Source organism: Streptomyces sp. NPDC045431, assembly GCF_040646655.1.
In the GTDB taxonomy this organism is placed as follows: Bacteria; Actinomycetota; Actinomycetes; order Streptomycetales; family Streptomycetaceae; genus Streptomyces.
This window is the reverse complement of sequence record NZ_JBEZAQ010000010.1, coordinates 1-13181: the sequence shown is the minus strand read 5'-3', so window position 1 is coordinate 13181 and position 13181 is coordinate 1. Positions and strand designations below refer to the sequence as shown.

Here is a 13181-nt window from a genome sequence, read left to right as displayed (position 1 = left end):
CGTCGCCCGCACGAGGCGCCTCGGAGCCGGACCGACGAGGTGCCCTGTCCTCGCTGGTCAGCTGCGATTTTAACCTCTTCCCGGCGGGCGACCCGCCGACCGGCGTGAGTCTTGTCTCTCTCCGGATCTCTGGAGGAGAGGCTCACGCCCCGTCGGCGGGCATCCCTGTCAACTCACCTGAACGCCCGGATTCCGGGATTACCGGCGTCGAGCCTCGGCCATCCGCTGCTCGGCGATCCGGTCGGCCGCCGCGGCCGGCGGAATCCCGTCTTCCTTCGCACGTGCGAATATTGCCAGCGTGGTGTCGAAGATCTTCGTGGCCTTCGCCTTGCACCGGTCGAAGTCGAAGCCGTGCAGCTCGTCGGCGACCTGGATCACGCCGCCGGCGTTGACGACGTAGTCGGGCGCGTAGAGGATCCCGCGGTCGGCGAGGTCCTTCTCGACACCCGGGTGCGCCAGCTGGTTGTTGGCCGCGCCGCACACCACCTTCGCCGTCAGGACGGGCACGGTGTCGTCGTTGAGCGCACCGCCGAGCGCACAGGGCGCGTAGATGTCCAGGCCCTCGGTACGGATCAGCGCGTCCGTGTCCGCGACCACGGCGACCTGCGGGAACTTGTCGGTCACGCGCCGCAGCGACTCCTCGCGCACGTCCGTGATGACGACCTCGGCGCCGTCCTCCAGCAGGTGCTCGACCAGGTAGTGGCCGACCTTGCCGACGCCCGCGACGCCGACCTTGCGGCCGCGCAGGGTCGGGTCGCCCCACAGGTGCTGGGCGGAGGCGCGCATGCCCTGGAAGACACCGAAGGCGGTGAGGACGGAGGAGTCGCCGGCGCCGCCGTTCTCGGGGGAGCGGCCGGTGGTCCAGCGGCACTCCCGGGCGACGACGTCCATGTCGGCCACGTAGGTGCCGACGTCGCAGGCCGTGACGTACCGGCCGCCGAGCGAGGCGACGAACCGGCCGTAGGCCAGCAGCAGCTCCTCGGTCTTGATCTTGTCCGGGTCGCCGATGATCACGGCCTTGCCGCCGCCGTGCTCCAGACCGGCCATGGCGTTCTTGTACGACATCCCCCGGGAGAGGTTTAGCGCGTCGGCGACGGCCTCGGCCTCGGAGGCGTACGGGTAGAAACGGGTACCGCCGAGGGCCGGGCCCAGGGCGGTCGAGTGGAGGGCGATGACGGCCTTGAGGCCGGTGGCACGGTCCTGGCAGAGCACGACTTGTTCGTGGCCCCCCTGCTCCGAGTGGAACAGGGTGTGCAGGACGCCGTCGGTCACATCGGTCACGGTGGTGACTCCCAAGTACGAAGCGGCGAAGGAGGCCCCCCGGCGGGTGGGGGAGGGCCTTGACGGCAAGAGAGTAAGTCCTACCTGCGCGTAGAGGGGACCCAGTGCCGAGGATCACCCCCTCTCGGAGTACCGGCGTGGAAGGATTTGCGGCATGCCAGCGGTCACTTCGGTCCTCGTCCCGTACGCCTCCTACCTGCGCGTGTACGAGCCGTTGGCGGCCTTCCCGGAGCCCGAGCGGGGCCACTGGGCCCGCTACGCGCGCCGTGTCGCCGACGGGGCCGCCCCGACGGCGCAGGACGAGCTGCGCCGCTCGCTGGCCGGGCTCGTGGGGACGCCGCCGGTCCCGGTCCCGGTGCACGAGAGCGCCGACGCCTTCGTGGTGGAGGTGGACGGCGTGGTGTGCGTCTGCCCGTGGCGCACGCGGATGCGCGGGTGGCTGGCGCTGGAGGAGCTGCCGGGTCTGCTGCCGGCGGTGGTCCTGGACGCGGCGCTGCCGCCGGTGGTGCGCGGGCAGGCGGAGGCGGACCACGAGCGGTGGCGCGAGGAGAACCCGGACGCGCGCCCGTGGATCCGCACCTCGGTGTGGCAGGTGCCGGTGCGCTGGTTCGCGCTCTTCTCCGACGAGGAGCGGGAGTACGTGGAGGCCGCCGACCCCGACAAGGCGCCGGTGCTGCGCTACCGGACACCGATGGTGCAGGCGCGGCGGCGGGTGGCGCGGGCGCTGAAGACCCTGCGGGAGTCGACCGACGAGGGCCCGCTGATCGAGGGCCTGGTGGACGTGGGGCGGTGGCTGGAGGAGTTCCACCCGCGTGCGCTGGTGGAGCTCGACTACGGCGGGCTGGTGTACGCCCTCTCCGCCGAGCAGCTCGCCGCGGACCGGTCGGCGGCTGATGTGGCCGAGGGGATCGCGGCGCTGCGGGCGGGGGACGCCGCGGGCGCGGGTGCGGCGTACGAGCGGCTGATGGAGAGGTGGCGGTCCGTGCGGGACCGGCAGTTCGCCAACTGAGATGATCTCGCTCTCGCGGTCCGCGCGGGAGGGCCGGGCCCTAGGTCCCGATCCGGGCCTTTGTGTCAAGCGTGACGGACAGCACTAACCGGGCTCTTGCGCCCATCGCCCAACCTCATGCCAAAATAGGACAAGGAGTCCGGGAGGGGCTCCTTCCGTCCAAGTGTGGGCGGAAGGCTAAGCATTGCACGCTATGGGGGGTCTGGTGGCTCCTGATCGCTCTGTGACTGATCGTCACTGTGACGTGACTGTCCGCTATGGCATGGTCCATCGGCTTCCGTCGCTGATGAACACCTGAGAGGGCAATTCCGTCGGTTTGGCCGAACGTGGCTGGACAGATGGTGTAGTTGTAGTGCCGAGGACAAGCCGTTCGTCCTATAACCGACTCGGCTCGCGTCCGCCATTTCGGGCAACGCGGGTCAAGGTGCAGAATTTAGAGGAAAGAACCGAGAAGGTTCGGTTCTCCCGAGGAGGCCGCTCATGACCGCTCGCACCCCTGATGCCGAGCCGCTGCTGACCCCCGCTGAGGTTGCCACGATGTTCCGCGTGGACCCGAAGACGGTGACCCGCTGGGCTAAGGCGGGCAAGCTCACGTCCATCCGCACCCTGGGTGGACACCGTCGGTACCGCGAGGCAGAGGTCCGCGCACTGCTGGCGGGCATTCCGCAGCAGCGCAGCGAGGCCTGAACACCCTGAACACCCCGCTGAACCGGGCACATCCGGATCCCCCAACCCGGTCCGCCCACCCATAGCTCCACCGACGGGTGCCCGCCCCAACGGGTCTTCGTCATCGATCGCGCTGGACTCCGCCGGGTCCAGCGCGATCTTTTTGTGCCCGCGGCGAGCGCCTGGCTGCCGGTCTTCGCCCGCGTCCGCCCGCGCGGAGGGGCGGTGGGAACCGGCTCCCGGACCCCTGTCGGCTGGTGCAATTGCACATATTAAATGGGGCCGTTGTAGGCGGGTCGTAAGTTGAGCAGTTTTCAAAACCGATTTCGTGACTCGCGTCACACGGCGGAGGGCTCCGGGCGGGGGTCTTCGGCGCCTTCGGCAGGGTCGTTTCCGCTGTCGTCCTGGGCCTCCATGGCGAGCCGCTGGAGGTGCCGGCAGACGACGCAGCGGGGTGTGGCGTGGCGATAGCCGGAAGCGGCCGACAGATGGGCACGGAGCAGCGCGCGGGTCGCGTGCCTGACCGGCCGCTCCGACCTTACGGACACGTCCGGCCGGGCCGCTGCGACCGGCTGGGCCGCTGAGGCCGACCGGACCGGTGTGCTGGGCATCCGCGTCACCTCCGCCGAAGGACCCCGTACCCCTTGTTGCTTGGGTACCCCTGGCGGATGCCGACGTCAATACGACGAAAAGGCCCGGATCTGAGATCCGGGCCTTTTCGTCACTGCTTACTGCGGTCCTGACGGGATTTGAACCCGCGGCCTCCACCTTGACAGGGTGGCGAGCACTCCAAACTGCTCCACAGGACCAGGTTTCGCAGCCGGTGAGTTCTGCGTTTGGCTGCGAGAGAGACTGTACAGCAGGTCGGAGGGTCCGGTCGAACTCGCGCCGTGGCGAGCGGCGCGGACTACGGCGCGGCCGCGTCGATCGCCTTCAGGATGCGCTTGTCGGAGACCGGGTGGGCGGTGCCCAGGGCGTGGGCGAAGTAGCTGACCCGCAGCTCCTCGATCATCCAGCGGATGTCCAGGACCTCCTGCGGCACCGGGCGGCCCTTGGGCAGCTGCTCCAGCAGCCAGGCGTACTCGTCCTGCATCTCGTGGACCTTCTCCATGCGCGTGGTGTCGCGCTGGACGGACGTCGGCATCTGCTGGAGCCGGCGGTCCACCGCCACCAGGTAGCGCATCAGGTCCGGCAGGCGCCGCAGGCCCGTCTTCGTCACGAAGCCGGCCGGCACGAGGGCCGCCAGCTGCTCCCGTACGTCCTGGACGTTGCGCACCAGGACCAGGCTGTTCGTGGCCTTCAGGCGCCGCTCGCAGGACTGCCAGGCGGCCAGGATCTGCTGCACCTGGCCGACCGTGCGGATGGTCAGCTCGACGAGGTCGGCACGGACTTTGTCGTACAGCTTGCGGAAGGACTCCTCGTCCCACGCCGGTCCGCCGTGCTCGGCGATCAGCCGGTCGGCCGCCGCGGTGGCGCAGTCCTCGAAGAGCGCCTGCACCGAGCCGTGCGGATTGCGCGACAGCGCCAGCTTCTGCTGGTTCGTCAGCTTGTCGGCCGCGAACTTCGCCGGGTTCACCGGGATGTTCAGCATGATGAGCTTGCGCGTGCCGCGCCACATCGCCTGCTCCTGCTCGGCCTCCGTGTCGAAGAGCCGTACGGAGACGGTGTCGCCCGCGTCGACCAGGGCCGGGTACGCCTTGACCGGCTGGCCGGCGCGGCGGGTCTCGAAGACCTTCACCAGCGTGCCGATCGTCCAGTCCGTCAGGCCCGTGCGCTCCAGGGACTGCCCGGAGCCCGAGGGGCCGGCCGTGGCGGCCGCGGCGGCCTGGGAGAGGGCCTGGCGGGCCTTCGGGCGCAGCTGGAGCTTCAGGGTCTCCAGGTCCTTGTCCTCGGCGAGCTTGCGGCGCCGCTCGTCGACGATCCGGAAGGTGATCTTCAGGTGGTCCGGTACCCGCGACCAGTCGAAGTCGTCGGCGGCGACCGGGACGCCGACCATCCGCTGGAGCTCACGGGCGAGCGTCACGTCCAGCGGCTCCTGCAGCGGGACCGCCGTGTCCAGGAACCGCTTCGCGAAGTTCGGCGCGGGCACGTAGTTGCGGCGGATCGGCTTCGGCAGGGAGCGGATCAGCTCCGTGACGACCTCCTCGCGCAATCCCGGGATCTGCCAGTCGAAGCCGTCGTCCGTCACCTGGTTCAGCACCTGGAGCGGGATGTGCACGGTCACGCCGTCGGCGTCCGCGCCCGGCTCGAACTGGTACGTCACGCGGAACTTCAGCGCGCCCTGCCGCCACGAGTCGGGGTAGTCGGCCTTGGTGACCGCGCCCGCCTTCTCGTTGATGAGCATCTCGCGCTCGAAGTCGAGCAGGTCCGGCGCCTCGCGCCGCTTGTGCTTCCACCACGAGTCGAAGTGCGCGCCCGACACCACGTGCTCGGGGACCCGCTGGTCGTAGAAGTCGAAGAGCGTCTCGTCGTCCACGAGGATGTCGCGGCGCCGGGCGCGGTGCTCCAGCTCCTCGACCTCGGTCAGCAGCTTGCGGTTGTCCGCGAAGAACTTGTGGTGGGTGCGCCAGTCGCCCTCCACCAGCGCGTGCCGGATGAACAGCTCGCGGCTGGTCTCCGGGTCGATGCGGCCGTAGTTGACCTTTCGCTGGGCCACGATCGGCACGCCGTACAGCGTGACCTTCTCGTACGCCACGACCGCCGCCTGGTCCTTCTCCCAGTGCGGCTCGGAGTACGTGCGCTTGAGCAGGTGCTCCGCGAGCGGCTCGATCCACTCGGGCTCGATCTTCGCGTTGACCCGCGCCCACAGGCGGGAGGTCTCCACCAGCTCGGCGGACATCACGAAGCGCGGCGGCTTCTTGAAGAGCGCCGAGCCGGGGAAGATCGCGAACTTGGCGCTGCGGGCGCCCAGGTACTCGTTCTTCGCGCCCTCCTTGATGTCCTTCATCCCGATGTGGGAGAGCAGGCCGGCGAGCAGCGAGACGTGGACGCGGTCGTCGGGGGCGTCCTCGTCGTTGAGGTGGATGCCCATCTGCTTCGCGACCGTACGCAACTGCGTATAGATGTCCTGCCATTCGCGAATGCGCAGGTAGTTCAGGTACTCGGACTTGCACATCCGGCGGAACGCCGACGACGACAGCGCCTTCTGCTGCTCGCGGATGTAGCGCCAGAGGTTGAGGAAGGCGAGGAAGTCGGAGGTCTCGTCCTTGAAGCGGGCGTGCTGCTGGTCGGCCTGCGCCTGCTTCTCCGCCGGCCGCTCGCGCGGGTCCTGGATGGAGAGGGCCGCCGCGATGACCATGACCTCGCGCACGCAGCCGTTCTTGTCCGCCTCCAGGACCATGCGGGCCAGGCGCGGGTCCACCGGCAGCTGGGCCAGCTTGCGGCCCTGCTCCGTGAGGCGCTTCTTCGGGTCCTTCTGCGTCGGGTCGATCGCGCCGAGCTCCTGCAGGAGCTGCACGCCGTCGCGGATGTTGCGGTGGTCCGGCGGGTCGATGAACGGGAACTTCTCGATGTCGCCGAGGCCCGCCGCCGTCATCTGGAGGATGACCGACGCCAGGTTCGTACGGAGGATCTCGGCGTCCGTGAACTCGGGGCGGGCGAGGAAGTCGTCCTCCGAGTACAGCCGGATGCAGATGCCGTCGGACGTACGGCCGCAGCGGCCCTTGCGCTGGTTGGCGCTGGCCTGGCTGACCGGCTCGATCGGCAGGCGCTGCACCTTCGTGCGGTGGCTGTAGCGGGAGATGCGGGCGGTGCCGGGGTCGATGACGTACTTGATGCCGGGGACGGTCAGCGACGTCTCGGCGACGTTCGTGGCGAGGACGATCCGGCGGCCCGGGTGCGCCTGGAAGACGCGGTGCTGCTCGGCGTGCGAGAGGCGCGCGTAGAGGGGGAGGACCTCGGTGTTGCGCAGCCTCTTCTTCTCCAGCGCGTCCGCCGTGTCGCGGATCTCGCGCTCGCCGGAGAGGAAGACCAGGATGTCGCCCGGGCCTTCCGCCTGGAGTTCGTCGACCGCGTCGCAGATCGCGGTGATCTGGTCGCGGTCGGAGTCCTCGGAGTCCTCTTCGAGGAGGGGGCGGTAGCGGACCTCGACCGGGTACGTACGGCCGGAGACCTCGACGATCGGCGCGTCGCCGAAGTGGCGGGAGAAGCGCTCCGGGTCGATGGTCGCGGAGGTGATCACGACCTTGAGGTCGGGGCGCTTGGGGAGCAGCTGGGCGAGGTACCCGAGCAGGAAGTCGATGTTGAGGCTGCGCTCGTGGGCCTCGTCGATGATGATCGTGTCGTACGCGCGCAGCTCGCGGTCCGTCTGGATCTCGGCGAGCAGGATGCCGTCCGTCATCAGCTTGACGAAGGTCGCGTCCGGGTTGACCTGGTCGGTGAAGCGGACCTTCCAGCCGACCGCCTCGCCCAGCGGGGTCTTCAGCTCGTCCGCGACGCGCTCGGCGACCGTGCGGGCGGCGATCCTCCTCGGCTGCGTATGGCCGATCATGCCGCGTACGCCGCGCCCCAGCTCCAGGCAGATCTTGGGGATCTGGGTCGTCTTGCCGGAACCCGTCTCACCGGCGACGATCACGACCTGGTGGTCGCGTATCGCCTCCAGGATCTGGTCCTTCTTCTGGCTGACCGGCAGTTGCTCGGGGTACGTGACCTCCGGCCTGCGCGCCGCCCGCTCGGCCGTGCGGGCGGCGGCCTTCGTGGCCTCGGCGGCGATCTCGTCCAGTACGGCCTGACGGGCCTCGGGCTTGCGGATGCGGCGGGTGCCTTCGAGACGGCGGCCGAGCCGGTGCGCGTCGCGCAGCGATACCTCGGCCAGCAGGGTCTGGAGGTCGGCGAGGGAAGTAGACATACCTGCTCCAGGATCTCACTCGCGGCAACGGAGTGGCGAACCGATTTCCCCGTACCATTTCCGGCGAGTCGACGAGCCGTCGACGATCTTGCGTCATGGAGGGGCGGTCCGCATGCGGTGCACCGGCGGCCGGTGGCGGTGGTGCCGTGTGGTGGCCGCCGTACTGGTGCTGGTGGTCGGCGCGCTGCTGGTCCACGGGTCCGGGACCGGTGTCCCGCACGACGTGGTGGCCGCGGCCGGCCAGGGCTCCTCCTGCGATCCGTTCGACGGGGAGGGCGGACTGGAGCCGGGCGTTCCGCCGCGCGCCCTGACGGCGGACTGTCTGCCGTCCGCTCCGCACACCGACACGCGGGTGCCCCTGTGGCAGGCCGAGCCGGTGGTGTCGGGCGTCCGGCCGGAGCGGGCGCCGCCGTGGTCGTCGGGGCCGTCGCCCGTGGAGCTGTCGATCCTGCGCGTATAGCCGCCGGTGCGTACGTCGTACCGCTGGTCTCCCCCTTCCCCGTGTTCGCCCAGGAGTCGCTCCCCCATGTCCGTGTCCAAGAAGTCCATGAAGTCCAAGACCGCGCCGTACCTGATCGGCGCGGGGGTCGCCGTCGTCGCCACGCTGGCCGGCCTCGCCTCCTACGCCGCGACCAAGCCCGGCCCGCCCGCGGTCGTCGAGCAGCAGGTCGCCGCCTACCCGGAGCTGGAGAAGTACGCCCGGCGCGACGCCGCCGACCCGCTCGCCGTGGGACGCGCCGACGCACCCGTCGTCATGCTCGAGTACGCCGACTTCGCGTGCGGGTACTGCGGGAAGTTCGCCCGCGACATCGAGCCCGCGCTGATCGAGAAGTACGTCGAGGCCGGGGTGCTGCGCATCGAGTGGCGCAACTTCCCGATCTTCGGCGAGGAGTCGGAACGCGCGGCGCGGGCCTCGTGGGCGGCCGGGCGGCAGAGCCGGTTCTGGCAGTTCCACAAGGCCGCGTACGCCGAGGGCGCGAAGGAGCGGGGCTTCGCGAAGGACCGGCTGCTCGCGCTGGCGCGGGAGGCGGGCGTGCCGGACCTGGACCGGTTCGGGCGGGACCTCGACAGCGCGGGGGCGCGGGCCGCCGTGACGGCCGACCAGGAGCAGGGCTGGTCGCTGGGGGCGACCTCGACGCCGTCCTTCCTGGTGAACGGGCGGCCGATCGCGGGTGCACAGCCGATGGAGACGTTCGCGAGCGCAATCGAATCCGCGCACGCGTCCGCTCGCCGCGGGGCGGCGAAGTGACGGGTATCGGCTACCTCGCGGCCCTGCTGGGCGGCCTGCTCGCGCTGCTCAGCCCGTGCAGCGCGCTGCTGCTCCCGGCGTTCTTCGCGTACTCGGTCGACAGCCCGGGCCGGCTGCTGGCCCGTACCGGGATCTTCTACGCGGGCCTCGCCACCACCCTCGTCCCGCTGGGCGCCGCCGGCTCCGTCGCGGGCCGGCTCTTCTACGGCCACCGGGACCTGCTGGTGGCGGTGGGCGGTTGGCTGATCATCGCGCTGGGCGTGGCCCAGGTGGTGGGCCTGGGCTTCGCCTCCCGACGCCTCGCCGAGGCCAGTGGCCGGATCCGGCCGGTCTCGGCGGTGTCGGTGTACGCGCTGGGCCTGGTGTACGGCCTGGCGGGTTTCTGCGCGGGGCCGATCCTGGGCAGCGTCCTGACGGTCGCGGCCCTCGGCGGCAACCCGGTCTACGGGGGCCTGCTGCTGGCGGTGTACGCGCTCGGGATGGCCGTACCGCTGTTCCTCCTGGCCGTGTTCTGGGAGCGCTGGGACCTGGGGCGCCGCACCTGGCTCCGGGGCCGGGCGCTGCGGGTGGGCCGCTTCACCCTGCACAGCACGTCGGTGCTGTCGGGCCTCTTCTTCGTCGCCCTGGGCGTGCTGTTCCTCGCCTTCGACGGCACGACCGCCCTGCCGGGCCTGCTGCCCGTGGACGACTCGTACGCGCTCGAAACCCGCGTCGCCGCGCTGGGCCGCGCGGTACCCGACTGGGCGCTGCTGCTGGGCGCGGTGGCGGTGGCGGCGGTGGTCCTGGGGGCGCGGGGGTGGCGCCACCGGCGGGGGACGTGAGGTCCGGCCCGGGCTGCCCCCGCCGTCCGGGGTCCGGGGTCCGGGGCGTCAGCCTTCGGATCCCGGAAGGGGCGGGGTGGGGGAGAGCGGCGCGACCGGCTAGCCGAACAGGAGCTCCGCCAGCTCCTCCAGCCAGTACCGCACCCGGTGCCGCCGGTTGCAGAACCGCTTCGGACGCCCCCACCGCCGCTCGTCGAGCGGCCGGTGGCACTGCTTGCACTGCTTCACCCGCGTCTGCCCTTCCCCCATGGCCGCGACGATAGCCCGACACGAGAACACCCCCTCCAGAAGATCCCGGAGGGGGTGTGTGCCCTGATAGGGCTGCGGTGGCTGGGGCCGGGGTCGAACCGGCGACCTTCCGCTTTTCAGGCGGACGCTCGTACCAACTGAGCTACCCAGCCACGCGGCTCTTGCGAGCCGCAGCGGTCCTGACGGGATTTGAACCCGCGGCCTCCACCTTGACAGGGTGGCGAGCACTCCAAACTGCTCCACAGGACCAAGCACTGTGCGAGAACCAGTCTCGCACACGGTAATGCGTGCCCCCAACGGGATTCGAACCCGTGCTACCGCCTTGAAAGGGCGGCGTCCTGGGCCACTAGACGATGAGGGCTGATGGCCCGCCTGGGCGCTTCGTCAGCGCGTCGGGGACGTGAGAAGCATATGGGATGCGGGGACGGTTCGCCAAAACGCTTTATCGGGAGGCGGTCGGCGAGGGGCTGGTGGCCGCGGTGGAGGGCCGGCTGGGGGACGGGCTGGGGGACGGGCTGGGGGAGGGGGCGCCGGGGCGGTTCTCGTCCGGCAGGTGGCGGCTGACCTCGGCTGTCGTCAGGCCCAGGCCGCCCAGGGTGATCTCGTCCCAGGCCTGGAGGTGGCGGGTGTCCCGGTCGAGGTAGAGCACGGAGGCATGGACCTTCTCGGGCTCGTCCCGCTCCAGGGCGCGCAGGCCGCCGCCGCCCGTGGAGCCCTCGATCTTGAGGCGGGTGCCGTCCGGGAGGACCTTGGTCACGCGGCGGTGGACGTGGCCCGCCAGGACGAGGGGGACCTCGCCGTCGGTCTCCTGCGCGGCCACGGGGTTGTGGGCGACCGCGATGTCGACGGGCGTGCCCGCGAGCCGCTGCTGCCGCAGCGCGTCCGCCAGCCGTGCCCCCGCCACGCGCTCGGCGTCGTCGCCCGCCGGGGCGACGGAGCGGTCGGGCGTGAACTGGGGGTCTCCCGTGCCGGCCACCCGCAGGCCCGCGACCGTGACGGCGCGCCCCTGGTCGAGGACGTGGACGTTGTCGAGGTTCTCCAGGTAGCGCTGGGTGGCCGCGGAGTCGTGGTTGCCGCGTACCCAGACGTACGGCGCGCCGAGGTCGCTGATGGGGTCGAGGAAGCCGTTCTCGGCGGCGGTGCCGTGGTCCATGGTGTCGCCGGAGTCGATGATCACGTCGATCTTGTACTGCTCGACGAGCGAGCGGATGATCTCCCACGCCGCCGGGTTGAGGTGGATGTCCGAGACGTGCAGCACCCGCATGGTCGCCGGGTCGGGCTGGTACGTCGGGAGCGTGGAGGTCGCCTCGTACAGCTTGGTCACGTTGGTGACGAGCCGCGCCAACTCCTTCTGGTAGACGTCGAATTCGCTGACGATCGAGCGGGCGTTTCCGACCACGGAGGGCGCGGAGGAGAGGAGTCCGGAGAACTTGGGCTCGAGGACGGACTTCGGGTTCCAGGTGGCGAAGGCGGAGGTGCCCGAGGCGGCGAGCAGGGCCAGCGCCAGGCCGCCGGCGGCGAGCGCGCGGCGCGGGCGGCGGTAGACGGCGAGGCCGAGGGCGGTGGCGCCGGTGACGACGGCGACGCACGAGCGCAGCGCCAGCTCGCGGGTGCCGTCCGCGACGTCCCGGGTGATCTCGTCCTGGAGCCCGGAGAGCCGCTCGGGGTGCTTGACCAGGGCCTGGGCGCGTACGGGGTCGAGCTGCTCGACGTCCACGTCGAGGCGGATGGGCGCGTGGTGCGAGTCGAGCGTGAGCGCGCCGAGCGGTGAGACGTTGATCTTCGTGCCGCCGGAGAGGGACGGGCGCAGGGTCATGCTCGTGTCCATCGGGCCGACCGGCGTACGGATGCTGCCGACGGCCAGGAGGCCCAGCCAGGCGCCGAACAGGACGACGGTGATCAGCCCGAGGGCGCGTGCGTACGGGTGCGGGGCGTGGACGAGGGCGGGCGTGGGGCCGGTGCGGCGCGAGCGGTAGTGGCGGCGGAGGCGGTCGTACGCGGTGCGGAGAACGGCTGGGGCGACCATGGCCGCCGTATGCCCGGGCGCGCGGGCCGCTATGCGCGCGGGCGGCGGTGCCCGTACGTCCGGGTCATCCGGGACAATGGCCGGGTGCTGGAGATGACGCGCGAGGAGTTCGAGGAACTGGTCGCCGAGGCGCTGGACAGGATCCCGCCGGAGCTGACGCGGCTGATGGACAACGTCGCGGTGTTCGTGGAGGACGAGCCGTCCCCGGACGACCCCGATCTGCTGGGGCTGTACGAGGGGACGCCGCTGACCGACCGGGGCGAGTGGTACGCGGGCGTGCTGCCGGACCGGATCACGATCTACCGGGGGCCGACGCTGCGGATGTGTGACTCGCGCGAGGACGTGGTCGCGGAGACCGAGGTCACGGTGGTGCACGAGATCGCCCATCACTTCGGGATCGACGACGAGCGGCTGCACGAGCTGGGCTACGGCTGACGGGTGGCGGCCCGTACGGGCGGCGCCGGTGGCCACGGCCCCCGCTTTCGGGCGTGTCCTTGACGGGCGTGGGGAGTTGGGCAGGGAAATCCTGACCCGTGCCTGTGGAGGTGCCCGCGTGCGCCAGTTGCCCGCCCCCGTCCGATGGGCCGTGACCGCACTGGCGGTCGCGGCGTCCGCAGGCTCGCTCAGCGGCTGCATGAGCGTGTCCGACGAGAGCGCCAAGCCCGTGCCGTCCGGTTCGGTCGGCCCCTCCGGCGCGGCGGCGGCCGACGTGGACGGTGGCGCCGCCGGGCCGGGAGTCCGGCCGGGGGCGCGCGCCGAGGGCCTCGGCGTGGACGGGAGGCCCGGCGCGGCGGAGGAGGCCGGCGAGGCCGGCGCCTCCGCGGAGCCGAGCGCTTCGGCGGCGCCGTCGGCCAAGCCGTCCGCGGGCGGCGCCGGCGACGGCGGCAGGCCGGGACGGCCGCAGGACCCCACGCCCCCGGCCGGCGGTCCCGGTGGCGGCCAGGGCGGCGGGCAGTGAACTGCTGGCCTTCGACGACGCGGCGCACGCGCGGGAGTTCGCCCGCGCGGTGCTGGATCTGCCGACGGCACCCGTC

Annotated in this window: 12 protein-coding genes and 4 tRNA genes; 7 read left to right on the top strand and 9 right to left on the bottom strand. The window is 71.4% G+C overall.

Annotated elements, in window-relative coordinates:
• Positions 1 to 198: 198 nt before the first annotated feature.
• Positions 199 to 1281 (bottom strand): Glu/Leu/Phe/Val dehydrogenase dimerization domain-containing protein, encoded by a 1083-nt coding sequence (locus tag AB0A69_RS20915; protein WP_361423835.1) that lies wholly within the window; start codon positions 1279 to 1281, stop codon positions 199 to 201.
• Positions 1282 to 1435: 154 nt separating this feature from the next.
• On the opposite strand from AB0A69_RS20915, the gene AB0A69_RS20910 reads away from it, so the two are divergent.
• Together AB0A69_RS20910 and bldC are read left to right on the top strand one after the other, a co-directional pair.
• Positions 1436 to 2290 (top strand): hypothetical protein, encoded by an 855-nt coding sequence (locus tag AB0A69_RS20910; RefSeq protein WP_361423832.1) that lies wholly within the window; start codon positions 1436 to 1438, stop codon positions 2288 to 2290.
• 480 nt (positions 2291 to 2770) lie between these two features.
• On the top strand, positions 2771 to 2977 hold the full coding sequence (gene bldC / locus AB0A69_RS20905; RefSeq protein WP_003949541.1) for a developmental transcriptional regulator BldC: 207 nt from the start codon (positions 2771 to 2773) through the stop codon (positions 2975 to 2977).
• Between the two features lie 317 nt (positions 2978 to 3294).
• Here bldC and AB0A69_RS20900 read toward each other — a convergent pair whose 3' ends face one another.
• From AB0A69_RS20900 to hrpA, 3 genes are all read right to left on the bottom strand, one after another.
• Positions 3295 to 3504 carry a DUF6274 family protein gene (locus tag AB0A69_RS20900; protein ID WP_361424317.1) on the bottom strand — a complete coding sequence of 70 codons (210 nt, stop codon included), beginning with the start codon at positions 3502 to 3504 and terminating at the stop codon, positions 3295 to 3297.
• Between the two features lie 186 nt (positions 3505 to 3690).
• Positions 3691 to 3765: transfer RNA gene (locus AB0A69_RS20895), tRNA-Asp, on the bottom strand.
• A 98-nt stretch (positions 3766 to 3863) separates the two neighbouring features.
• The gene (gene hrpA, locus AB0A69_RS20890) at positions 3864 to 7802 is read right to left on the bottom strand and encodes an ATP-dependent RNA helicase HrpA (RefSeq protein WP_361423829.1); all 3939 of its coding nucleotides are present in this window, start codon (positions 7800 to 7802) and stop codon (positions 3864 to 3866) included.
• 112 nt (positions 7803 to 7914) lie between these two features.
• Here hrpA and AB0A69_RS20885 point away from each other — a divergent pair, with 112 nt between their 5' ends.
• From AB0A69_RS20885 to AB0A69_RS20875, 3 genes are all read left to right on the top strand, one after another.
• Positions 7915 to 8262, top strand: coding sequence for a hypothetical protein (locus AB0A69_RS20885; protein WP_361423826.1), 348 nt, complete (start codon positions 7915 to 7917; stop codon positions 8260 to 8262).
• Between the two features lie 66 nt (positions 8263 to 8328).
• A complete protein-coding gene (locus AB0A69_RS20880) occupies positions 8329 to 9051 on the top strand; it encodes a thioredoxin domain-containing protein (protein WP_361423823.1) in 723 nt (240 codons plus the stop codon).
• Entirely contained in the window at positions 9048 to 9872 is an 825-nt protein-coding gene (locus tag AB0A69_RS20875; RefSeq protein WP_361423820.1) for a cytochrome c biogenesis CcdA family protein, read from the top strand. The genes AB0A69_RS20880 and AB0A69_RS20875 overlap by 4 nt, the downstream gene beginning before the upstream one ends.
• A 99-nt stretch (positions 9873 to 9971) precedes the next feature.
• Here the strand turns inward: AB0A69_RS20875 and AB0A69_RS20870 are convergent, their stop codons facing one another.
• From AB0A69_RS20870 to AB0A69_RS20850, 5 genes are all read right to left on the bottom strand, one after another.
• Positions 9972 to 10121, bottom strand: a complete 150-nt coding sequence (locus AB0A69_RS20870; RefSeq protein WP_361423817.1) for a hypothetical protein — start codon at positions 10119 to 10121, stop codon at positions 9972 to 9974.
• 78 nt (positions 10122 to 10199) lie between these two features.
• Positions 10200 to 10273, bottom strand: a tRNA-Phe gene (locus AB0A69_RS20865).
• Positions 10274 to 10295: 22 nt separating this feature from the next.
• Positions 10296 to 10370: transfer RNA gene (locus AB0A69_RS20860), tRNA-Asp, on the bottom strand.
• A 39-nt stretch (positions 10371 to 10409) separates the two neighbouring features.
• Positions 10410 to 10482, bottom strand: a tRNA-Glu gene (locus tag AB0A69_RS20855).
• A gap of 81 nt (positions 10483 to 10563) precedes the next feature.
• On the bottom strand, positions 10564 to 12147 hold the full coding sequence (locus AB0A69_RS20850; protein ID WP_361423814.1) for a metallophosphoesterase: 1584 nt from the start codon (positions 12145 to 12147) through the stop codon (positions 10564 to 10566).
• An 84-nt stretch (positions 12148 to 12231) separates the two neighbouring features.
• Here AB0A69_RS20850 and AB0A69_RS20845 point away from each other — a divergent pair, with 84 nt between their 5' ends.
• Together AB0A69_RS20845 and AB0A69_RS20840 are read left to right on the top strand one after the other, a co-directional pair.
• A complete protein-coding gene (locus AB0A69_RS20845; protein ID WP_064072095.1) occupies positions 12232 to 12582 on the top strand; it encodes a metallopeptidase family protein in 351 nt (116 codons plus the stop codon).
• A gap of 118 nt (positions 12583 to 12700) precedes the next feature.
• Complete coding sequence (locus AB0A69_RS20840) at positions 12701 to 13105, top strand: hypothetical protein (protein ID WP_361423811.1); 405 nt, start codon at positions 12701 to 12703, stop codon at positions 13103 to 13105.
• The last annotated feature ends 76 nt before the right edge of the window (positions 13106 to 13181 follow it).

What these genes read in the sequence shown, in the direction of transcription:
- AB0A69_RS20850 (WP_361423814.1), bottom strand. Translation starts at nt 12,147, where the DNA reads ATGGTCGCCCCAGCCGTTCTCCGCACCGCGTACGACCGCCTCCGCCGC.
- AB0A69_RS20910 (WP_361423832.1), top strand. Translation starts at nt 1,436, where the DNA reads ATGCCAGCGGTCACTTCGGTCCTCGTCCCGTACGCCTCCTACCTGCGC.
- AB0A69_RS20885 (WP_361423826.1), top strand. Translation starts at nt 7,915, where the DNA reads ATGCGGTGCACCGGCGGCCGGTGGCGGTGGTGCCGTGTGGTGGCCGCC.
- bldC (WP_003949541.1), top strand. Translation starts at nt 2,771, where the DNA reads ATGACCGCTCGCACCCCTGATGCCGAGCCGCTGCTGACCCCCGCTGAG.
- AB0A69_RS20870 (WP_361423817.1), bottom strand. Translation starts at nt 10,121, where the DNA reads ATGGGGGAAGGGCAGACGCGGGTGAAGCAGTGCAAGCAGTGCCACCGG.
- AB0A69_RS20880 (WP_361423823.1), top strand. Translation starts at nt 8,329, where the DNA reads ATGTCCGTGTCCAAGAAGTCCATGAAGTCCAAGACCGCGCCGTACCTG.
- hrpA (WP_361423829.1), bottom strand. Translation starts at nt 7,802, where the DNA reads ATGTCTACTTCCCTCGCCGACCTCCAGACCCTGCTGGCCGAGGTATCG.